Source organism: Kitasatospora sp. Xyl93, assembly GCF_055383135.1.
On sequence record NZ_AP029185.1, the window covers coordinates 4354817 to 4374571 of the forward strand.

Consider the following 19755-nt stretch of genomic DNA (forward strand, 5'->3'; position numbering starts at 1 on the left):
GGATCACCGCGGCGGGGGAGGAGCGGTGCGGGTGGGGCGGGCGAGCCTGGGGGCATGAGGAAGAACGGGTGGGCGGTGACCGGCTGGGGCCTCGGGTTCGCCGGGCTCGGGCTGGGGTGCGCCCTGAGCGGGACGGAGCTGTTCGGCGCGGACTGGGCGGGGTGGGCGGTCGCCGGCACGGGGGCGGTCGCGGCCGCGGCCGGTGCGGCGGTGGTGCGCCGGAGGCCGGTGCGCCCGCTGCTGTGGCTGCTGTGCGGGGCGGCCGCGGTGGGGGCCTGGGGCCTGCTGATGGACCTGGTCACGCTGCTGTTCGGCCAGCGGGTGGGCAGCGTCCCCGACGCGGTGGAACGCGTCCTGGCGGCGGTGGGGGCGGTGCTGCTCGCGAGGACCGCCCTGGGCCTGCGGCCCGCTGCCCGCGGCGGCACCGGCGGCACCGGTGGTCCGGGCGGCACCGGCCTGGGCGCCACCGGTGGCCCGGGCGGCCGGACGGAGCGGCCCGGACCGGCTCCCACTGCGGCGCCGCCGCTCGTCCAACTCGCCGCCTGCGCCGGCAGCCTGGCGTTCGTCCCGTACGTGCTGATGAAGCTGGTCTGGGCGGTGGGCGGCAGCTTCGCCGGGATCAGCGGCGACCAGATGTACGCGAGCTACGTGCACAACGGCTCCTCCGGGCTCTGGCTGGCCCTGGAGCGCTGGGGGCTCGACGGCACCATGCTGCTGGCGCTGCTCGGGGTGTTCCTGCTCTGGGGGCTGGTCCGCCCGTGGGGGCAGGTCTTCCCGCGCTGGACCGCGCCGCTGCGCGGCCGCCGGGTGCCGCGCTGGCTGCCGCTGACCCCGGCCCTGCTGGGCGCGGCCACGCTGGCGCCGTACGGGGTGGCCGGGATCGGCTACCTGACGCTGTGCACCGCCGGGGTGACGCGGATCCGGCTGGGCGAGTTCGCCAGTGAGCAGAGCGCGTTGGAGATCGCCTGGGTCGGGATGTGCGGGTTCGCCGGGTACGGGGTCGCGCTGGTGGTGGCCGCCTGGTCGTACTGGCGGCGGACGGGGGCACGAACCGCGGGGGCCCGCTGAGGCCGGGACGGACGTCCGCCGGCTCGGGGGTTTGCTGAGGCGGCAACAAAGCTTGCCGATCTGGTGGGGCCGGCCGCAGCCTGGCGGTGGAGGTGAGCGCCATGGGCGAGACGACCGGAACTGCCGGAACAACTGGGATGACCGGGACTGCCGGAACGGCGGGAACTGCCGGGACGAGGCGGAGCGAGCGCTACGACGCGGTGGTGGTCGGCGCCGGAGCGGCGGGACTGAACGCCGCGCTGGTGCTGGGCCGGGCCCGGCGCCGGGTCGCGGTGGTGGACGCCGGCGAGCCGCGCAACGCGCCCGCCGCCCACCTGCACGGCTACCTGAGCCGGGACGGAATGCCCCCGGCCGCGCTGCTGGCGGTCGGGCGGGAGGAGGTCGCCCGGTACGGGGTGGACCTGGTCGACGCCCGGGTCGAGCACATCGAGTCGGACGGCTCCGACCGGCCCGGCTTCGTGGTCCACCTGGCCGGCGGACCGGTGCTGCACGCGCGCCGGGTGGTCGTCGCCACCGGGCTGCGGGACGGTCTGCCGGAGCTGCCGGGCCTGACCGAGCGGTGGGGCCGCGACGTGCTGCACTGCCCGTACTGCCACGGCTGGGAGGTCCGCGACCGCCCGCTCGGGGTGCTGGGCACCGGCCCGGGGGCGGTCGGCCAGGCGCTGCTGCTGCGGCAGTGGTCGGCGGACGTGGTGCTGCTCGCGCACACCGTGGTGCCGACCGACGCCGAGCGGGAACGGCTCGCCGCCCGGGGCGTCCGGGTGGTCGAGGGCCGGATCGTCCGCCTGGTGTCCGACGGCGGGCGGCTGCGCGGCGTCGAACTCGCGGACGGACAGGTGGTCCCGCGCGAGGCGGTGTTCGTCTTCCCGCGGCCGGTCCCCCGGGACGCGCTGCTCTTCGGCCTCGACTGCGCCCGGGACGACGACGGCTGGGTCACCACCGACCGGACCGGCCGCACCAGCCTGCCCGGCGTCTGGGCGGTCGGCAACGTCGCCGACCCGCGCGCCCAGGTGGTCACCGCCGCCGGAGCGGGCGCGGCGGCCGCCTTCGCGCTCGACCACGACCTCGCGGCGGAGGAGCTCGACCGGGCGGTCGAGCGGTACCGCGCGTCCGGCGCCGCCCTGCCCGTCTGAGACCAACCCAGCGGGGAAGCTTTCGTCAATCCACGATCGGAGAATCCGGATGTCAGCGCACCAGCACCAGCACCACGCCCACGGCCACGGCCACTCCCACGGGCACGTCCCCGCCGCCGACTTCGACTGGGACGCGCTCGCCGCGCACCTGGAGCTGGAGGCCGACCTGCGGTCCGCCGCCGTCACCGAGGCCGGGCGGTGGCTGCTCGGCCTGCACGGGGACGGCGCGGTCCGCCGGGTCCTCGACGTCGGCAGCGGGCCCGGGGTGATCGCCGGGCTGCTGGCGGAGGTCTTCCCGGCGGCCGAGGTGGTGGCCGTCGACCAGTCGGCCGCGCTGCTGGAGCGGGCCCGGGCCCGCTCCGGCGGCCGGCTCGGCACTCAACAGGCCGACCTGCCCGCCGAGTTCGACAAGCTCGGGGAGGCCGACCTGATCTGGTCCGGCAACGCCGTCCACCACCTGGGCGACCAGCAGGCCGCACTCACCTCGCTCGCCGGGGCGCTGCGGCCCGGCGGTCTGCTGGCCGTCGCCGAGAGCGGTCTGCCGGCGCGCTACCTGCCGCGCGACTTCGGCCTGGGCCGGCCCGGCTTCCAGGCCCGGATGGACGCCGCCCAGGAGGACGGCTTCAGCACCATGCGGGCCGAACTGCCCGGCAGCACCGCGGAGATCGAGGACTGGCCGGCCATGCTCGGGCGGGCCGGGCTGACCCCGACCGGCACCCGCACCTTCCTGGTCGACCACCCCGCCCCGCTCGCCGACCCCGTCCGCGGCTACCTGCACACCCAGCTGACCCGGCGGCGCGACCAGCTCGCCGAACAGCTCGACGCCGAGGACCGGGCCACCCTGGACGCCCTGCTCGCCGAGGACGCCCCCACCGGCATCCTGCGCCGCCCGGACGCCTTCTACCTCTCCGCGATGACCGTCCACACCGCCCGCCGGGACTGACCGCCCGCCGGGCCCCCGGCGCCCGCGGCGGCCCGGGGCGTCAGTGGCTGAGGAAGGCGGCCGCCGTACGGCTGAAGGCGGCCGGGTCGTCCAGCCACGGGTAGTGCCCGGCGGCGGGCTGGACGGCGGCGCGGGCGTCGCGGAACAGCGCCGCCGCGTCGCGGGCCGTCCCCGGCCGCGGGTCGGGGTCGTACTCCCCCGCCAACAGGAGGACGGGGGAAGCGAGTTCGGCGACGGCCGCGCGGACCTCGGCGGGCCGGAAGCCGCCGCCGTGGTACGCCGCGGCGGCCTCCGGGTGGCTCTGGGCGGCGCAGTCGGCCTCGTGGGCGCGGGCGGCGGCGTCCCAGCGGCCGTGGAAGAGCGGCGCCACGGCGGCGGGGTCGGCGGTGCCGCCGGCGAAGGCGGTGCGGACGGCGGCCAGGGCGGCCGGGTACCACTCCTCGTCGGCGGGGCCGCGGGCCTCGGCCGCTTCGCGGTAGTGGTCCTCGGTGGCCGTACCGCCGAAGATCCGGAGACTGGGCGTGACCAGCACCAGCCGCCCGGTGCGCCCGGGGTGCCGCAGCGCGTACAGGACGGCGAGCGAGCAGCCGGCGGAGTGGGCGAGGACGTCCACCCGGTCGAGCCCGAGGCGGGCCCGGAAGGACTCGACGTCCGCGACCTGCCGGTCGACCCGGTAGCCCGCCGGATCGGCCGGGTGCTCCGAGCGGCCGGTGCCGCGCAGGTCGAGGACGTGCAGGGCGCGGTGCGCGGAGAGCCCGCCGAGGTCGCCGAGGTACGCGGAGTCGCGCATCGGGCCGCCGGCCAGGACGAGCAGCGGCTCGCCCCCGCCGAGCACGCGGTAGCCGAGCCGGGCGCCGTCGGGGCCGGTGAAGGTCGTCATCGGGTGATCGTGGCAACCGCCGGCCGGCCGGGGCAACGGGAAATCGGCCGGGGCCCGAGTCCCGCTCCGGTCGTCAGAGCGCCTGCCCGAGGGCGCCGAGCAGGGCGGCCACGGCCGACTCGTCGCGGCGGTAGTAGGTCCACCGGCCGATCCGGGTGGCGCGGACCAGGCCGGCGCGCTGCAGTTCGGCGAGGTACGCGGAGACGGTGGACTGGGCGAGGCCCGCCTTGGCCTGGAGGTGGCTGACGCAGACGCCGACCTCGTGCGGGTCGGCGATCGCGCCGTCGAGCGGGAAGTGGTGTTCGGGGTCGCGCAGCCAGGTCAGCAGTTGCAGACGCGTCGGGTTCGCGATCGCCCGCAGGGCGGTGACCAGGTCGGCATCCATGCCGGAAGCGTACCGGCGGTGGTCAGAGCAGCGCCTCGGCCAGCCGGCGCCAGTGCGGGAGGGCGGAGCCGCCGGGCGGGGTGCCGACGACCTGCACGGCGACGTGGTCCGCGCCGGCCGCCAGCTGGCCGCGCAGCTTGGCGGCGACGGTGTCGAGGTCGCCCCAGTACACCAGGTCGTCCACCAGCCGGTCGCTGCCGCCGTCGGCGAAGTCCTCGTCGGTGTAGCCGAGGCGGCGGAACTTGGCGGCGTTGTACGGGGTGGCGAGGTACGGCGCCAGGTGCTCGCGGGCGAGGGCGCGGGCCCGCCCCGGGTCGGCTTCGAGCAGCACGGGGTGCTCGACCGCGAGCAGCGCGTCCGGGCCGAGGATCTCCCGGGCCTGCGCGGTGTGCGCGGTGGTCACGTGGTACGTGTGGGCGCCGAGCGAGCGGTCGCGGGCGAGTTCGAGCATCTTCGGGCCGTACCCGGCGAGCACCCGGCGGACCGGGGTGGCCGGGGCCGGGTTGTCCGGGGCCGCGGCGAGGGCGTCGAGCTCGTCCAGGTAGCCGGCCATCGCGGCGAGCGGCTTGACGCCGGGGCGCGGGACGCCGCCGTAGCCGAGGCCGAGCAGGTGGCGGCAGGGGTGGGCGTCGGCCAGCAGCAGCGCGGCGCCGTGGGTGCGGCGGGCCTCGCGGGACCAGATCTGGGCGATGCCGTTGGCGATCCGGATCCGCCGGGTGGCGGCGAGCAGCAGCCCGGCGTGGGTGAACGCCTCGCGCCCGACGGCCTCGGGGACCCAGATCGCGGGCCAGCCGAGGTCCTCCAACTCCTGGGCGTGGTCCCGGATCCGAGCGGCACCCAGGCCTTCGAAGTCGAAGGTGTAGATCCCGAACCGGCCCAGCCCCAGGCTGTCGATCGCGCTCATACGGCTCCCTTCCGTCCACGGTCCGGTCGCAACGCATCGAACTATCGCAGATTTACGATGTGATCCGCAACGGCCGACGCCGCAAGGGAGTTCACCGCAAGAGGGTCACCGCAAGGAGGCTCACCGACACGCGATCCGCCGAACGGCATCCGCCGAACGGGCCCGGGATACCGTCGGGTCATGACAGCAGCGAGCGAGCAGCGCTTCGTCGTGGTGACCACGACCCACGAGAGCGAGGAGCAGGCCCGGGACCTGGCGTCCGCCGTGGTGCGGGAGCGGCTGGCGGCCTGCGCCCAGGTGTACCCCGTACGGTCGGTGTTCTGGTGGGACGGCGAGGTGCAGGACGCCGGGGAGTGGCGGATCGACCTCAAGACCAGGGCCGAACTCATGGACCGGCTGGCCGCCTTCGTGGCCGGGCGGCACTCCTACGAGACGCCCGAACTGATCGCCGTGCCCGTGGTGGGCGGCAGCCCGGGCTACCTCGACTGGGTGGCCGGGGAGACGGCGGGCGCGACGGAGTAGCGCGGGCCCCCGCCGCGTTCAACGCGGGCCGGGTTCAGGCCGCCGAGCCCCCGAAGCGCGCCGTCCAAGCCGCCAGGTCCTCGTCCGTGATCTTGGCGAACAGCACCGGCGGCACCGTGAACGCCGTCCCGGCCGGCACCAGGTCCAGCGCCCGCGCCTCCGCCGGGGAGATCCAGTCGCGGGTGGCGGCCGGCGAGTCCGCGGGCAGGGCGAAGGCCCCGCGCACGGCCGCCGCCGCGGTCGGGACGAACGGCTCGGAGACCACCGCGTACAGGTGGATCAGGTTCATCGCGGTGCGCAGGGTCAGCGCCGCCGCCTCCGGGTCGGTCTTCACCTGCAGCCAGGGCGCCTTCTCGTCCAGGTACGCGTTGCCCGCGCTCCACAGCGCGCGCAGGGCCTGCGCCGCCTTGCGGAAGTTGAGCGCCTCCAACTGGGCCTCGTACTCGGCGAGCAGGCCGGCGACCTGCTCGCCGAGGCGCTGCTCGGCCTCGCCCGCCGCGTGACCGCCCGGGACGTCACCGCCGAAGCGCTTGCGGCTGAAGGAGAGCACCCGGTTGACGAAGTTGCCGAAGGTGTCGGCGAGGTCCTTGTTGACCACCGAGGCGAACAGGTCCCAGGTGAAGCTGGAGTCGTCCGACTCGGGCGCGTGCGCCATCAGGAAGTAGCGCCAGTAGTCGGCGGGCAGCAGCTCCAGCGCGACGTCGGTGAAGACGCCGCGCTTCTGGCTGGTGGAGAACTTCCCGCCGTAGTACGTCAGCCAGTTGAAGGCCTTGACGTAGTCGACCTTCTTCCACGGGCGGCGCGAGCCGAGCAGGGTGGCCGGGAACATCACGGTGTGGAACGGGACGTTGTCCTTGGCCATGAACTCGGTGTAGCGGACGCTCTCGTCGGCCTCGTACCACCAGGACTTCCAGTCCCGCAGCTGCCCGGCCGGGGCCGCGTCCGCCCACTCCTTGGTGGCGCCGATGTACTCGATCGGGGCGTCGAACCAGACGTAGAACACCTTCCCCTCGGCGGCCAGTTCGGGCCACACGTCGGCCGGCACCGGGACGCCCCACTCCAGGTCGCGGGTGATCGAGCGGTCCTGGAGCCCCTCGGTCAGCCACTTGCGGGCGATCGAGGAGGCCAGCACCGGCCAGTCGTCGGCGTGGGTGGCGATCCAGTCCTCGACCTCCTCGGTGAGCTTGGACTGGAGCAGGAACAGGTGCCGGGTCTCCCGGACCTCCAGGTCGGAGCTGCCGCTGATGGCCGAGCGGGGCTCCAGCAGGTCGGTCGGGTCCAGCACCCGGGTGCAGTTCTCGCACTGGTCGCCGCGGGCCTTGTCGTAGCCGCAGTGCGGGCAGGTGCCGACGATGTAGCGGTCCGGCAGGAAGCGGCCGTCGGCGTTGGAGTACACCTGGCGGATCGCGCGCTCCTCGATGAAGCCGTTGCGCTGGAGCTCGCGGGCGATCTCCTGGGTGATCTCCCGGTTCTGCGGCGAGGAGCTGCGGCCGAAGTGGTCGAAGGAGAGCCCGAAGCCCTCGTACACCGCCCGCTGCGCCCCGTGCGCCCGGGCACAGAACTCCGCGACCGGCAACCCGGCTTCCTGGGCGGCCAGTTCGGCGGGCGTGCCGTGCTCGTCGGTGGCGCAGACGAACAGCACCTCGTGTCCCCGTCGGCGCAGGTAGCGGGCGTAGACGTCCGCCGGGAGCATGGACCCGACCATGTTGCCCAGGTGCTTGATCCCGTTGATGTACGGAAGGGCGCTGGTGATCAGGTGCCGAGCCATCCTCGGATGCTCCGATTTCTCCCGCACGCGCACCCCACCCGGAGTGCCGTGCCAGGCGCAGGGGTCCACTGTGGGCTGTCAGCCTAGACCCCGGCGGCCGCGGCGGGCCGCAGGCTCACGGCCGGGTGAAGTCGCCGTAGCGGTCGAACTCCCCGGACTTCACCCCGCGGACGAAGGCGGCCCACTTGCGCGGCGTGGTCCGCACGACGACCTCGGGCCGGTCCGACTCGCGGATCTCCACCAGCCCGCCGGTGGATCTGACCTCGACGCAGTCGGTGCTCTCTCCGCTCGCCGACGCCTTGCGCCAGGTGCTCATGCGAAGTCTTTCAGCAAGGCCCGGATGAAGTCCCGGGACTCGTCCGGCCCGAGCGCGATCGCCGCGGTCTCCTCCTTGATCCGCCGGTAGGAGGCCAATTCGGCCTGGGTGTGCACGAATTTCGGCCCGTGGGAGAGATCGATCTGGACGGTGTCGAGCTCCGGGACCGGCCCGCGGGCGAGGTACAGGCTCTCTCCCGAGCCGGTGTAGGTGGGCACGCTGAACGGGATCACCCGGATCTCCACCCCGGGCCGTTCGGAATTCTCCAGCAGGCTCCGCCACTGGTCGCGCAGCACTTCCGGACCGCCGAACTGCATGCGCAGCGCGGACTCGTGCAGGAATGCGCTGTACGGCTTGGGGTGGTCGACGAAGATCTGCTGGCGCCGGATCCGGAACGCCTTCCGGACGTCCGCCTCCTGCCGGTACTGCGGGGGCAGCCGCTCGAACACCGCGGCGGCGTACTCCGGGGTCTGCAGCAGTCCGGGGATGAAGGTGCTGTTCAGGATGGAGAGGGAGGCCGCGTGGTGCTCCATCTCGGCGATGTCGATGATCGCGTTCGGCAGCCGGCCGCGGTAGGCGTCCCACCAGTACTTGCGCCGGTCCTGCGTCATCGTCAACAGCGCGTCCAGGTACGGCCCGTCCTCGCAGCCGCAGGTGCGCGCCCAGATCCGGAGCCGCTCGGCGCTGATGCCCGACTTCCCGTTCTCCATCTGGGAGATCTTGGGCAGGTCGGTGCCGATGGTGGCGGCCAGGCTCTTGGGCGTGACGCCCACGCGTTCGCGGATCCTGCGCAACTCGATTCCGAGGCGCTGCTGGCGCACGGTCGGCGACAAGCGGGGTGGCATGACTCTCTTCTCCGGGTCGCGGCTGGCGTCGATGCTTCCGGTGAAGTGTGCCGCGCACACCGGGCCCTAGCTACCGAATCGGGGGATACCCCACGATGGAGTGAACGTCCCCCCGCTCGGTAGCAACTCTGGCACCCTAACCCTATGGTCGTCCGTGTCACTCACTGACTTGTTGTCGCCTAAACAGTCAGCAGGCAGACGTCTATCAGCCGTAATGACACACCAGACGCATGGTCGCGGCACCCGAAATCACTGACCGGAGACAGCCATGCCCCTTTTCCCGCCACTCGGCCTCCCCCACCGGCTCCACCCTCACCAGTGCTTTCCCGCGTCCCGGTGAACGCACTTCTCGTCGCCGGCCTGTCGGCGCTCCTGCTCGCCGTCCTGTTCGTCGGCTGGCTGGTCTGGCTGGTGAACGTCCAGGCCTGGGAACCGCGCCCGGCGAAGCGCGAGTTCGCGGCCCGCCGGTCCGCCCCCGGCGAGCGGAAGTAGCCGTCGCGCCCCCGTCGCGCCCCGCCGGTCCGGCGGCTCAGCCCCGCGAAAGCCGTTCCGTCAGACGGGCCTTGGCCGCCGGCCACTCGTCGGCGAGCATCGAGAAGTAGACGCTGTCCCGCCAACTGCCGTCGGGGCGCAGCCGGTGGCGGCGCAGCGTCCCCTCGTAGCGGGCGCCGAGGCGCAGGACCGCCGCGCGGGAGCGCTCGTTGCGGGCGTCGGTCTTCCAGAAGACGCGGCTCATGCCGAGGTCCTCGAAGGCGTGGGAGAGCAGCAGCAGCTTGGCCTCGGTGTTGACCGCGGTGCGCCAGACCGAGCGGGCGTACCAGGTGCCGCCGATCTCCACGGACTCGTCCCGCTCGCTGTAGTCGTGGTAGCCGGTGACGCCGACGGCCCGGCCGCCGGCGAGGTCGACGACGGCGAAGTTCACCGACTCGCCCGCGGCCGACTCCGCGATGCGCTCGTCGAGGATCGCGCCGCACTCCTCCTCCGTGCCCGGCGGCAGGGACATGGTCCAGCGCCAGACCTCGGGGTCGGAGCCGACGGCGGTCCAGAGGTCGGCGAGGTGGCGGCGCTCCAGCGGCTCCAGGCGGATGTGGCGGCCGGTGAGGACGACGGATGAGGGCAGCTTCGCGGTCATGCTCCGAACGTAGCGGCGCGCTGCACTAGATGCAATAGGTATCTGCACTAGTGCAAAACTGGGGCGCCGGGCAGAGCGAAGGCCCCGCGGGACGGGTCCCGCGGGGCCTTCGAAGCGATCGGCCGGCGGTCAGCCGCCGCCGCCGGATCGGGCTCAGATGAACGAGTTGATCTCGATCGTCTCGTCGCGGCCCGGGCCGACGCCGATGGCCGAGATCGGCGCGCCGGACATCTCCTCCAGCGCCTTCACGTACGCCTGGGCGTTCTTCGGCAGCTCGGCGAAGGTCTTCGCCTTGCTGATGTCCTCGGTCCAGCCCGGGAGGGTCTCGTAGATCGGCTTGGCGTGGTGGAAGTCCGACTGGTTGTAGGGGAGTTCCTCGACGCGCTTGCCGTCGATCTCGTACGCGACGCAGACCGGGATCTGCTCCCAGCCGGTCAGCACGTCCAGCTTGGTGAGGAAGAAGTCGGTCAGGCCGTTCACCCGGGTCGCGTAGCGCGCGATGACGGCGTCGAACCAGCCGCAGCGGCGGTCACGGCCGGTGGTGACACCGCGCTCGCCGCCGATCCGGCGCAGCGCCTCGCCGTCCGCGTCGAACAGCTCGGTCGGGAACGGGCCGGAGCCGACGCGGGTGGTGTAGGCCTTGAGGATGCCGATGACCCGGTCGATCTTGGTCGGGCCGATGCCGGCGCCGGTGCAGGCGCCGCCCGCGGTCGGGTTCGACGAGGTCACGAAGGGGTACGTGCCGTGGTCGACGTCGAGCAGGGTGCCCTGGCCGCCCTCCAGCAGGACGACCTTGTCCGCCTTCAGCGCCTCGTCCAGGACGAGGGTGGTGTCGGCGAGGAAGGGCTTGATCTTCTCCGCGTAGCCCAGGTACTCCTCGACCACCAGGTCGGCCGGGATGGTGCGGCGGTTGTACAGCTTGACCAGGACCTGGTTCTTGTCGTGCAGCGCCGCCTCGACCTTCTGGCGGAGGATCGACTCGTCGAACAGGTCCTGGACCCGGATGCCGACGCGGTTGATCTTGTCCGCGTAGGTCGGGCCGATGCCGCGGCCGGTGGTGCCGATCCGGCGCTTGCCGAGGAAGCGCTCGGTGACCTTGTCCAGGGTGCGGTGGTACGGCGTGATCAGGTGGGCGTTGCCCGAGACCAGCAGCTTCGAGGTGTCGATGCCGCGCTCGTTCAGGCCGGCCAGCTCGGAGAGCAGCACGGCCGGGTCGATCACGACGCCGTTGCCGATCACCGGCGTCACGTTCGGGCTGAGGATTCCGGAAGGGAGCAGGTGCAGGGCGTACTTCTGGTCGCCGATGACCACCGTGTGACCGGCGTTGTTTCCGCCCTGGTAGCGGACCACGTAGTCGACGGAACCGCCGAGGAGGTCGGTGGCCTTCCCCTTGCCCTCGTCTCCCCACTGAGCGCCAACGAGCACGAGTGCCGGCACAGGCGTACACCCCTTCCGGTTGGGGCATCCTGCGTAGGCCGCAGTCTGCCCCGAGATAGACGAAGCCCCTGGCGCAATGGCGCAAGGGGCTCTTGCACCGAGAGATTACCTGAGGAAGGACCGGTCGTGTCGTCCCTGTCCACGCCTGCTACCGGCGGCCCGGAGCCGCTCCTGCTGCTCCTCGACCCGGTGGCCCGGCAGACCGACGGCGAGTCGGTGCGGATCGCGAAGGACGTGCTCTGCGGGGGCGCGGACGTCAAGGTGGTCTTTCCGGAGAGCCCTTCCGAGCTCGACCGGGTGCTTTCGCACCGGGGCCGGCGGCGACCGGTGGTGATCGGTTCCGACCTCGCGCTGCAGCGGGTGCTCCAGGCCCTGCATCGCCAGCGTGAGCTGGGCACCGAACCGGTGGGAATGGTTCCGGTCGGCCGCTCCGAGGAGCTCGCGGCTGCCCGCGCGCTCGGCGTGCCGGGCGAGCCGGTCCGGGCCGCGCGGGCGGTGCTGTCGGGCGCGCCGCGCCGGCTGGACCTGCTGGTGGACGACGGCGGCGGGGTGGCCCTGGGCGGGGTGCGGATCACCGGCGGGGCCGCCCGTCGCCCGGTGGGCCGTCCGGGTGGCTGGCGTTCGCTATGGGCGAAACTGGCAGCGGCCGAGCAGGCGAACGCACTCACCCCGGACGGCGTGGACCACGGCTCCCGGGTCCGGGTCGAGGCCGACGGCCGGCTGCTCGCGGACGTCCACCGGCCGGTCCGGCTGGTGCAGGTGACGCTCCCGTCCGGCGCCTCGGACGGCACGGGCGAGATGGACGTGGTGGTCGCCGCCTCCGGCGCCCTGGTGCGGGCCCGGGCGGCGAGCGTCTCGGTGGTCGGGCGCGGCTTCGGCTACGAGGCGGACGGCCACCCGGTCGGCCCGGTCCGGGCCCGCACCTGGACGGTGCACCGGGGGGCCTGGGGCCTGCTGCTGCCGGCCGCCTGACCGGAGGCGGCCGACGGCCCGCCCCGGCTGCGGCCGACGGCCCGACGTCCCGCTGCGACCGGCGGCCCGACCGACCGGGGAGCGACCGGCGGGTGGCCGGCGGAGGAACCCCGGGTGAGCAGGCTCACGTTCGCCCGCGCCGGGAGTCCCGCCGCTGCGCACCCGGAACTCCCCAACAGGCGCGAACCACAAGGCCAACCGCCACCCGCCGGAATTCCCCCCACCCGAAATCCCGGGCCGGTAAGGGGTTTTGTCTACGCGCGTTAACTCCCGGCCGCCGGACAAACCCGCAGTCCCGGGGTCCGGAAGCCGGAGCCGACTGCCCTAGACTCGAAGACGTGCCACGTGGTGACGGAAGACTCAACCACGATCTTCTTCCCGGCGAGAAAGGCCCCCAGGACGCGTGTGGCGTCTTCGGTGTCTGGGCTCCCGGCGAGGAGGTCGCCAAGCTCACGTTCTTCGGCCTTTACGCCCTGCAGCACCGCGGTCAGGAATCCGCGGGCATCGCAGTGAGCAACGGCTCCCAGATTCTCGTCTTCAAGGACATGGGGCTCGTCTCCCAGGTCTTCGACGAGGCCTCGCTGGGGTCGTTGCACGGGCATATCGCCGTCGGACACGCCCGCTACTCGACCACCGGTTCCTCGGTCTGGGAGAACGCCCAGCCGACCTTCCGGGCGACCGTTCACGGTTCGCTGGCCCTCGGGCACAACGGAAACCTGGTGAACACCGCCGAACTGGCGGCCATGGTCGCCGAACTGCCCGGCGAGGAGCACGTCTCGCGCTCCGGCCGGACCGCCGCGACCAACGACACCGACCTGGTGACGGCCCTGCTCGCCGGCCACCCGGACCTCTCCATCGAGGAGACGGCCAAGGTCGTGCTGCCCGCGGTCAAGGGCGCCTTCTCGCTCGTCTTCATGGACGAGCACACCCTCTACGCCGCCCGCGACCCGCAGGGCATCCGCCCGCTGGTGCTCGGCCGGCTGGAGCGCGGCTGGGTGGTCGCCTCCGAGACGGCGGCGCTGGACATCTGCGGCGCCTCCTTCATCCGCGAGGTCGAGCCCGGCGAGCTCATCGCCATCGACGAGAACGGGATGCGCAGCTCCCGGTTCGCCGAGGCCAAGCCCAAGGGCTGCGTGTTCGAGTACGTCTACCTGGCCCGCCCCGACACCTCCATCGCCGGCCGCAACGTGCACCTCTCCCGCGTGGAGATGGGCCGCCGGCTGGCGAAGGAGGCCCCCGTCGAGGCCGACCTGGTGATAGCGACGCCCGAGTCCGGCACCCCCGCCGCGATCGGCTACGCCGAGGCCAGCGGCATCCCGTACGGCTCCGGCCTGGTGAAGAACGCCTACGTGGGCCGCACCTTCATCCAGCCCAGCCAGACCATCCGCCAGCTCGGCATCCGGCTCAAGCTGAACCCCTTGCGCGAGGTCATCCAGGGCAAGCGCCTGGTGGTCGTGGACGACTCGATCGTCCGTGGCAACACCCAGCGCGCGCTGGTCAAGATGCTGCGCGAGGCCGGGGCGGCCGAGGTCCACATCCGGATCTCCTCCCCGCCGGTGAAGTGGCCCTGCTTCTTCGGCATCGACTTCGCCACCCGCGCGGAGCTGATCGCCAACGGCATGACCATCGAGGAGATCGGCCGCACCCTCGGCGCGGACTCGCTCTCCTACATCTCGATCGACGGCATGATCGAGGCCACCAAGCAGCCCAAGGACCGGCTCTGCCGGGCCTGCTTCGACGGCGAGTACCCGATGGAGCTGCCCGACCCGGCGCTGCTCGGCAAGCTCCTGCTGGAGGCCGAGATCAAGGGCGGCCAGCAGCCTCCGGCCGTCCGCGGCAAGCCGACCAGCGGCAGCGACCTGGACGGCGTCCAGTCGCTGCTCGGCGGGGCGGGCGCGGCCGACGCGCTGCGCCGGCCGTAAGCGTCCGCACGGTGGGGTCCCGAAAGCCGGGGCCCCACCGCTGTTCCAACCCCCACCTGACCCGAGAGGGCCGCACGCAGTGACCAGCTCCCACCCGTCGCCCACCACCACCCACAACGGTGACGCTGCGCGTCGCCCCTCCGACGGCGCCACCTACGCCGCCGCCGGTGTCGACATCGAGGCCGGCGACCGCGCCGTCGAGCTCATGAAGCAGTGGGTGAAGAAGGCCAACCGCCCCGAGGTGGTCGGCGGTCTCGGCGGTTTCGCCGGCCTCTTCGACGCGTCCGCCTTCAAGAACTACGAGCGGCCGCTGCTGGCCTCGGCCACCGACGGCGTGGGGACCAAGGTGGCCATCGCCGCCGCCATGGACAAGCACGACACCATCGGCCACGACCTGGTCGGCATGGTCGTCGACGACCTGGTGGTGTGCGGCGCCGAGCCGCTGTTCATGACCGACTACATCTGCGTCGGCAAGGTCGTCCCGGAGCGGGTCGCCGCGATCGTCAAGGGCATCGCCGAGGGCTGTGCGCTGGCCGGCTGCGCCCTGGTCGGCGGCGAGACCGCCGAGCACCCGGGCCTGCTGGGCCCGGACGAGTACGACGTCGCGGGCGCCGGCACCGGCGTGGTCGAGGCCGACGCGCTGCTCGGCGCGGACCGGGTCCGGGCCGGCGACGTGGTGATCGCGATGGCCGCCTCCGGCCTGCACTCCAACGGCTACTCGCTGGTCCGCCACGTGCTGCTGAACGAGGCCGGCTGGAAGCTGGACCGCAAGGTCGAGGAGTTCGGCCGCACCCTCGGCGAGGAGCTGCTGGAGCCGACCCGGATCTACTCGCTGGACTGCCTGGCGCTCGCCCGCGCCACCGAGGTGCACGCCTTCTCGCACGTCACCGGCGGCGGCCTGGCGGCCAACCTGGCCCGGGTCGTCCCGGACGGCCTGCACGCCCGCCTGGACCGCGGCACCTGGACCCCGCTGCCGGTCTTCCGGACCGTCGCCGAGGTCGGCAACGTGGCCACCCTGGAGATCGAGAAGACGCTGAACATGGGCGTCGGCATGGTCGCGGTCGTCCCGCCGCACTCGGTGGACGTCGTGCTGTCGATCCTGGAGGACCGCGGCGTGGAGTCCTGGCTGCTCGGCGACATCGTCGAGCGCACCGACGAGCACGAGGGCGGCGCGGCCCTCTACAACGCCTACGAGGGATTCCGGGCGAGCTGACCCGGCCCTGACGACGGAAGGGCCCCTCCGGATTCCGGAGGGGCCCTTCCGCATGCGGGGAGGCCTTCGGCGGGACGGCTGGAGGCCGTCGGCGGCCGGTGCGGAGCGGCGCCGTACGGACCGGGCCGCGGCCGCCGTACGAGGGGACGCCGAAGACCGGCCCGGCGCCCTGGGCGCCCGGACCGGTCGGCGGGACTGCTGTGCTACGAGCGGCGGCGGGAGGCCTGCGACGTCCCGGTGCCCGGCTCGTTGTCGTCCTCGTCGTCGAGGTCGGCGTACCGGGCTGCGTACTCCGCGTACGGGTCGTCGTCGTCCTCCTCCTCGATCGGCTCGGGGTCGATCGAAGCGGTGGACGGCGATACGCCCAGCTCGTTGGACAGACGGTTAGCGTCGAACCCGCCGCTGTTGTACTTCAGCTCGCGGGCGACCTTCGTCTGCTTGGCCTTGGCCCGGCCGCGCCCCATGGGTCGACCCCCTCAACGATGGGGCTCACGGCCCCGAGTCTGACACGTGTTCATGATCAGGAGCGGCCTGCCCGAATGGGAGGACCGTCCCTTGGAGCATTAACGGTACCTGTTTCCGCCGCTGGACGGTACGTCGTCAGTGTGACGTGGCGCGCACCGACTGCACCCGAGACCAGGTCTTCCCAGGTCAGGGGAGGTTTTGCGGCGGTTTGCACGCTGTCCGGAGGTGGTTCGGGTCCGTCGTTCCAGGACTGATTATCCCCCCAAGGGGGGCCTGGGATCACCCGATCGGGCGCAGAAGTGAGAATCCGGTTCCACATCGTGATGCGCGAGGGGCCGCGGTGACGGCCCCCCGCGCAGCACGGGGTCGGGTACCGGTCCGGTCAGGAGCGGCGGGCGCCGGGCAGCAGCACCGTGCGCAGGGCGCTGATCTCGCGCATCCGCTTCTCGGCCAGGCGGTCCGCGGCGACCGCCGGCGGGACGCCGTCGGCGGTGGCCCGGGTGAAGATCTCCAGGGTGGTGTCGAAGATCTTCGTGGCCTTGTTCTTGGCCCGCTCGAAGTTGAAGCCCTCGATCTCGTCGGCGACCTGGATGACGCCGCCGGAGTTCACCAGGTAGTCCGGCGCGTAGAGGATGCCGCGGTCGGCCAGGTCCTTCTCGACGCCGGCGTGGGCCAGCTGGTTGTTGGCCGCGCCGCAGACGATCGAGGTGCCGGACTCGCCCAGCGCGGCGACCACGGAGTCGGTCAGCGCGCCGCCGAGGGCGCAGGGGGCGTAGACGTCCAGCTTGGCCTGGAGCAGGGCGGTGGTGTCGGCCACCACCTCCACCTCGGGGTGGGCCGCGCGGACGCGGTTGACCGCGGCCTCGAAGGGGTCGGTGACGACGACGGTGGCGCCGTCCGCGACCAGGTGGCCGACCAGGTAGTGGCCGACCTTGCCGACGCCGGCGACGCCGACCCGCTTGCCGCGCAGGGTCGGCTGGCCCCAGCGGGCCTGGGCGGTGGCGCGCATGCCCTGGAAGACGCCGAAGGCGGTCAGGATGGACGAGTCGCCGGCGCCGCCGTGCTCGGGGGAGCGGCCGGTCACGAACTCGGTCTCGCGGGCGATGACGTCCATGTCCTGGACGTAGGTGCCCACGTCGCAGGCGGTGATGTAGCGGCCGCGCAGGGACTCGACGAAGCGGCCGTAGGCCCGGAGCATCGCCTCGTTCTTGTCCTTGTTCGGGTCGCCGATGATGACGGCCTTGCCGCCGCCGAGGTCCAGTCCGGCCAGCGCGTTCTTGTAGGACATTCCGCGGGACAGGTTGAGCGCGTCCTCCAGCGCCGCCTCCTCGGAGGCGTACGGGAAGAAGCGGGTGCCGCCGAGGGCCGGGCCCAGGGCGGTCGAGTGGATGGCGATGATCGCCTTCAGACCCGAGCTGCGGTCGTGGCAGAGGACGACCTGCTCGTGACCGTCGCCGGGGGCGCCGTCCTGTTCGGTACGGAAGATCCTGCTGAGCACGCCGGGTGCGGGGTGCGTGGCGGGGGTCTGTACGTCGGTCACTGTGGTGACTCCAGTAATGAAGGCCCGCTGCTGTGGTGCGGGCGCCTAGGGCGAAGCGTAGCCGCGTGTGCGCCGCCGATCGGCCGTCTTGTCCGACCTGGGGCCGGTCGTCCGAGGAGTGAGACGGAACCGGGTGCGGGGTACGGGCGCGAACCGTTCGGGGGCGCGCTCTCCCGGGGCCGCGCGACCCGTGCGACCATGCAGGACGTGACCGCCGTACGTACTTCCGTACAACCGCCCTACGCCGCCCACCTGCGGGTCTACGAGCCGCTGGCCGCCTACCCGGAGCCCGAGCGGGCGCACTGGCAGGCCTACGCGGCGGAGCGCGGGCCGGACGCCGCGGAGCCGGCCGGGGCGGTGGCGGCGGCGGTGTTGGAGGAGCAGCGGGAGGCGCTCGCCGGGCTGGCCGCCCGCACCCCCCGGGCGCTGCCCGAGCGGGAGAGCGGGCGGGCGTACCTGCGGGTGGTGGACGGCGTACTGTACGTCTGCCCGTGGGCGACCAGGCTGCGCAGCTGGCAGGCGCTGGAGGAGCTGCGGGCCGGGCTGCCGGTGGCGCTGCTGGACTCCGCACTGCCGCCGGTGACCCGGGCGGCCGCCGAGGCGGACCGGGAGCGCTGGCGGGCCGAGCACCCGGACGCCCGGCCGTGGATCCTGACCAGCCGGTGGGAGGTGCCGGTGCGCTGGTTCCTGCCGTTCGGGGACGAGGACCGCTGCTTCGTGCCGGGCGGGGGCGGGCCGCCGGACGGCCCCGCCGAGGGGCTCGCGGACGGGCGTGGGGGAGCGGGGACGGGGGAGGACCAGGCGGGCCGGCCGGCGGCGCTGTTCTACCTGGTGCCGATGGCGCAGGCGCGCCGACGGGTGGCGCGGGCCTTCCGGGCGCTGCGCGAGGCGGTGCCGGACGGGGAGCTGGTGCGGGGGGCGGAGCGGGTCGGGCGCTGGCTGGAGGAGTTCCATCCGCGCTCGCTGGTGGAACTGGACTACGGGGGCCTGGTGCATCTGCTGGGCCCGGAGCGGCTGTTGGCGGACCGTTCGGCGGGGGAGCTGGAGGAGGGGTTGCGCGCGCTGCGGGCGGGGGACACCGCCGAGGCGCTGCGGGTGTACGGGGAGCTGACGCTGCGGTGGCGCCGGGTGCTGGCGCTGCGGCACGCGAACTGACGTCCGACCGCGCGTGTATGACTGTAAGAGTCCTAAGGACCGCGGGCGCGATGACCAAGGTCCTGGTTCGGGTCAATAGCTGTCGAACGTGACACTACTCACCGTTGACGCGAACTTACCCCTATGTGCAAAAATGGGACAACCAGCCCAACTTCACGTGAGCGTGCCCACTTTTGGGTGGTTCTGGAGTCGATGCGTGCTTTGCGGGGAAACGGAGGGTCTGGTCCCCTCGTAACCGGATGTCATGGCTTTGTGACTGTCCGTTATGGGGTGGTCCATCGCCATCCGTCGGCCTTGAACCCGTGAGGGGTCAATTTTGGCGGTTTGGTCGATAGGGCTGGACGGATGGTGTAGTTGTAGACACCAGGACAAGCCGTTCGTCCTATAACCGACTCGGCCCGTCTATGCCATTTCGGGCATCGCGGGCCAAGGTGCAGAATTTGAAGGATAGAACCGCCCTGGTTCGGTTCTCCCGAGGAGGCCGCTCATGACCGCTCGTACCCCTGATGCTGAGCCGCTGCTGACGCCGGCAGAGGTTGCCACCATGTTCCGCGTGGACCCGAAGACGGTCACCCGCTGGGCCAAGGCGGGCAAGCTGACGTCGATCCGCACGCTCGGAGGTCACCGCCGTTACCGTGAGGCGGAGGTGCGCGCTCTGCTGGCCGGGATTCCCGCCCAGCGCACTGAGGCCTGATAGGCCAAAGGCTCTTTAAAGGGGCCGCTTACCGGACTCCGCCGGGTCCGGTAAGCGGCCCCTTTGTCGTACCCGCCGGAGGGCGTTCCGGGTCGGCCGAGCGGTCGGAATGTTGAACTCCGGATAACGATTTGATGCGCGTGGGGTGGGGGGGATTTACAGTGAATAGCTGTACAATTTTACATATTAAATTAGCGGGGTTCCGGAGGGGGTTTCGCGGCGCTGGTTCCGGAGGGGGGTGCGTGACGACCGTCACACGATCCGTCACTTGTGGTCTAGACCTAGCCGGGGTAAGGAGCCGGACGGTCAAAAGCGAGAGGCCCGGAACCTGACGGTTCCGGGCCTCTCGCACTGCGGCGATCCCGACGGGACTTGAACCCGCGACCTCCACCTTGACAGGGTGGCGAGCTAACCAACTGCTCCACGGGACCAGAGTTTCCTGATCTCGTTCACTCGCTTGC

General features: G+C 72.7%; 20 protein-coding genes and 1 tRNA gene. 10 read left to right on the forward strand and 11 right to left on the reverse strand.

Features of this window, described 5'->3' with window-relative positions:
- The first annotated feature begins 54 nt into the window (after nt 1-54).
- From ACZ5GH_RS19490 to ACZ5GH_RS19500, 3 genes are all read left to right on the forward strand, one after another.
- Nucleotides 55-1068, forward strand: a complete 1014-nt coding sequence (locus tag ACZ5GH_RS19490; RefSeq protein ID WP_464334887.1) for a hypothetical protein — start codon at nt 55-57, stop codon at nt 1066-1068.
- 137 nt (nt 1069-1205) lie between these two features.
- Entirely contained in the window at nt 1206-2201 is a 996-nt protein-coding gene (locus ACZ5GH_RS19495) for an NAD(P)/FAD-dependent oxidoreductase (RefSeq protein WP_464334888.1), read from the forward strand.
- Between the two features lie 49 nt (nt 2202-2250).
- On the forward strand, nt 2251-3144 hold the full coding sequence (locus tag ACZ5GH_RS19500) for a class I SAM-dependent methyltransferase (RefSeq protein ID WP_464334889.1): 894 nt from the start codon (nt 2251-2253) through the stop codon (nt 3142-3144).
- Nucleotides 3145-3184: 40 nt separating this feature from the next.
- Here the strand turns inward: ACZ5GH_RS19500 and ACZ5GH_RS19505 are convergent, their stop codons facing one another.
- The 3 genes from ACZ5GH_RS19505 to ACZ5GH_RS19515 form a co-directional block, all read right to left on the reverse strand.
- On the reverse strand, nt 3185-4024 hold the full coding sequence (locus ACZ5GH_RS19505; protein ID WP_464334890.1) for an alpha/beta fold hydrolase: 840 nt from the start codon (nt 4022-4024) through the stop codon (nt 3185-3187).
- A gap of 73 nt (nt 4025-4097) precedes the next feature.
- Entirely contained in the window at nt 4098-4409 is a 312-nt protein-coding gene (locus ACZ5GH_RS19510; protein WP_387759012.1) for an ArsR/SmtB family transcription factor, read from the reverse strand.
- Between the two features lie 22 nt (nt 4410-4431).
- A complete protein-coding gene (locus ACZ5GH_RS19515; RefSeq protein ID WP_464334891.1) occupies nt 4432-5313 on the reverse strand; it encodes a TIGR03620 family F420-dependent LLM class oxidoreductase in 882 nt (293 codons plus the stop codon).
- Between the two features lie 180 nt (nt 5314-5493).
- Here ACZ5GH_RS19515 and cutA point away from each other — a divergent pair, with 180 nt between their 5' ends.
- Nucleotides 5494-5835, forward strand: a complete 342-nt coding sequence (gene cutA / locus ACZ5GH_RS19520) for a divalent-cation tolerance protein CutA (protein WP_464334892.1) — start codon at nt 5494-5496, stop codon at nt 5833-5835.
- 34 nt (nt 5836-5869) lie between these two features.
- On the opposite strand, the gene metG is transcribed toward cutA, so the two are convergent.
- The 3 genes from metG to ACZ5GH_RS19535 all read right to left on the reverse strand — a co-directional run bounded on the left by metG (nt 5870) and on the right by ACZ5GH_RS19535 (nt 8764).
- Nucleotides 5870-7603 carry a methionine--tRNA ligase gene (gene metG / locus ACZ5GH_RS19525; protein WP_464334893.1) on the reverse strand — a complete coding sequence of 578 codons (1734 nt, stop codon included), beginning with the start codon at nt 7601-7603 and terminating at the stop codon, nt 5870-5872.
- Between the two features lie 115 nt (nt 7604-7718).
- Nucleotides 7719-7919: a DUF397 domain-containing protein gene (locus ACZ5GH_RS19530; protein ID WP_387759019.1), complete on the reverse strand. Its 201-nt coding sequence runs from the start codon at nt 7917-7919 to the stop codon at nt 7719-7721.
- Entirely contained in the window at nt 7916-8764 is an 849-nt protein-coding gene (locus tag ACZ5GH_RS19535; RefSeq protein WP_464334894.1) for a helix-turn-helix domain-containing protein, read from the reverse strand. The genes ACZ5GH_RS19530 and ACZ5GH_RS19535 overlap by 4 nt, the downstream gene beginning before the upstream one ends.
- Nucleotides 8765-9100: 336 nt before the next feature.
- On the opposite strand from ACZ5GH_RS19535, the gene ACZ5GH_RS19540 reads away from it, so the two are divergent.
- The gene (locus ACZ5GH_RS19540; RefSeq protein ID WP_387759021.1) at nt 9101-9256 is read left to right on the forward strand and encodes a hypothetical protein; all 156 of its coding nucleotides are present in this window, start codon (nt 9101-9103) and stop codon (nt 9254-9256) included.
- Between the two features lie 37 nt (nt 9257-9293).
- On the opposite strand, the gene ACZ5GH_RS19545 is transcribed toward ACZ5GH_RS19540, so the two are convergent.
- The gene (locus ACZ5GH_RS19545; protein WP_464334895.1) at nt 9294-9896 is read right to left on the reverse strand and encodes a GNAT family N-acetyltransferase; all 603 of its coding nucleotides are present in this window, start codon (nt 9894-9896) and stop codon (nt 9294-9296) included.
- A 153-nt stretch (nt 9897-10049) separates the two neighbouring features.
- Nucleotides 10050-11333 carry an adenylosuccinate synthase gene (locus ACZ5GH_RS19550; RefSeq protein ID WP_387759024.1) on the reverse strand — a complete coding sequence of 428 codons (1284 nt, stop codon included), beginning with the start codon at nt 11331-11333 and terminating at the stop codon, nt 10050-10052.
- Nucleotides 11334-11459: 126 nt separating this feature from the next.
- Between ACZ5GH_RS19550 and ACZ5GH_RS19555 the strand changes: the two genes are divergently transcribed.
- The 3 genes from ACZ5GH_RS19555 to purM all read left to right on the forward strand — a co-directional run bounded on the left by ACZ5GH_RS19555 (nt 11460) and on the right by purM (nt 15440).
- Entirely contained in the window at nt 11460-12305 is an 846-nt protein-coding gene (locus ACZ5GH_RS19555; protein ID WP_464334896.1) for a diacylglycerol kinase family protein, read from the forward strand.
- Between the two features lie 338 nt (nt 12306-12643).
- Nucleotides 12644-14227, forward strand: coding sequence for an amidophosphoribosyltransferase (purF, locus tag ACZ5GH_RS19560; protein WP_387759028.1), 1584 nt, complete (start codon nt 12644-12646; stop codon nt 14225-14227).
- Nucleotides 14228-14306: 79 nt separating this feature from the next.
- Nucleotides 14307-15440, forward strand: a complete 1134-nt coding sequence (gene purM, locus ACZ5GH_RS19565; protein ID WP_387759030.1) for a phosphoribosylformylglycinamidine cyclo-ligase — start codon at nt 14307-14309, stop codon at nt 15438-15440.
- Nucleotides 15441-15643: 203 nt separating this feature from the next.
- Here the strand turns inward: purM and ACZ5GH_RS19570 are convergent, their stop codons facing one another.
- Together ACZ5GH_RS19570 and ACZ5GH_RS19575 are read right to left on the reverse strand one after the other, a co-directional pair.
- Nucleotides 15644-15904: a DUF3073 domain-containing protein gene (locus ACZ5GH_RS19570; RefSeq protein WP_387759032.1), complete on the reverse strand. Its 261-nt coding sequence runs from the start codon at nt 15902-15904 to the stop codon at nt 15644-15646.
- A 383-nt stretch (nt 15905-16287) separates the two neighbouring features.
- Entirely contained in the window at nt 16288-17445 is a 1158-nt protein-coding gene (locus ACZ5GH_RS19575; RefSeq protein ID WP_387759033.1) for a Glu/Leu/Phe/Val dehydrogenase dimerization domain-containing protein, read from the reverse strand.
- A gap of 207 nt (nt 17446-17652) precedes the next feature.
- Here ACZ5GH_RS19575 and ACZ5GH_RS19580 point away from each other — a divergent pair, with 207 nt between their 5' ends.
- The gene (locus tag ACZ5GH_RS19580) at nt 17653-18600 is read left to right on the forward strand and encodes a DUF8083 family protein (protein ID WP_464334897.1); all 948 of its coding nucleotides are present in this window, start codon (nt 17653-17655) and stop codon (nt 18598-18600) included.
- A 487-nt stretch (nt 18601-19087) separates the two neighbouring features.
- Nucleotides 19088-19294, forward strand: a complete 207-nt coding sequence (gene bldC / locus ACZ5GH_RS19585) for a developmental transcriptional regulator BldC (protein WP_014137253.1) — start codon at nt 19088-19090, stop codon at nt 19292-19294.
- A gap of 357 nt (nt 19295-19651) precedes the next feature.
- Here the strand turns inward: bldC and ACZ5GH_RS19590 are convergent.
- A tRNA-Asp gene (locus ACZ5GH_RS19590) sits at nt 19652-19725 on the reverse strand.
- Nucleotides 19726-19755: the final 30 nt, after the last annotated feature.

Excerpts from the sequence above, each read along its gene's own strand:
- ACZ5GH_RS19545 (WP_464334895.1), bottom strand. The coding sequence starts at position 9,896 with ATGACCGCGAAGCTGCCCTCATCCGTCGTCCTCACCGGCCGCCACATC.
- bldC (WP_014137253.1), top strand. The coding sequence starts at position 19,088 with ATGACCGCTCGTACCCCTGATGCTGAGCCGCTGCTGACGCCGGCAGAG.
- ACZ5GH_RS19530 (WP_387759019.1), bottom strand. The coding sequence starts at position 7,919 with ATGAGCACCTGGCGCAAGGCGTCGGCGAGCGGAGAGAGCACCGACTGC.
- ACZ5GH_RS19505 (WP_464334890.1), bottom strand. The coding sequence starts at position 4,024 with ATGACGACCTTCACCGGCCCCGACGGCGCCCGGCTCGGCTACCGCGTG.
- cutA (WP_464334892.1), top strand. The coding sequence starts at position 5,494 with ATGACAGCAGCGAGCGAGCAGCGCTTCGTCGTGGTGACCACGACCCAC.
- ACZ5GH_RS19495 (WP_464334888.1), top strand. The coding sequence starts at position 1,206 with ATGACCGGGACTGCCGGAACGGCGGGAACTGCCGGGACGAGGCGGAGC.
- ACZ5GH_RS19500 (WP_464334889.1), top strand. The coding sequence starts at position 2,251 with ATGTCAGCGCACCAGCACCAGCACCACGCCCACGGCCACGGCCACTCC.
- ACZ5GH_RS19515 (WP_464334891.1), bottom strand. The coding sequence starts at position 5,313 with ATGAGCGCGATCGACAGCCTGGGGCTGGGCCGGTTCGGGATCTACACC.
- metG (WP_464334893.1), bottom strand. The coding sequence starts at position 7,603 with ATGGCTCGGCACCTGATCACCAGCGCCCTTCCGTACATCAACGGGATC.
- ACZ5GH_RS19490 (WP_464334887.1), top strand. The coding sequence starts at position 55 with ATGAGGAAGAACGGGTGGGCGGTGACCGGCTGGGGCCTCGGGTTCGCC.
- ACZ5GH_RS19510 (WP_387759012.1), bottom strand. The coding sequence starts at position 4,409 with ATGGATGCCGACCTGGTCACCGCCCTGCGGGCGATCGCGAACCCGACG.
- ACZ5GH_RS19535 (WP_464334894.1), bottom strand. The coding sequence starts at position 8,764 with ATGCCACCCCGCTTGTCGCCGACCGTGCGCCAGCAGCGCCTCGGAATC.
- ACZ5GH_RS19570 (WP_387759032.1), bottom strand. The coding sequence starts at position 15,904 with ATGGGGCGCGGCCGGGCCAAGGCCAAGCAGACGAAGGTCGCCCGCGAG.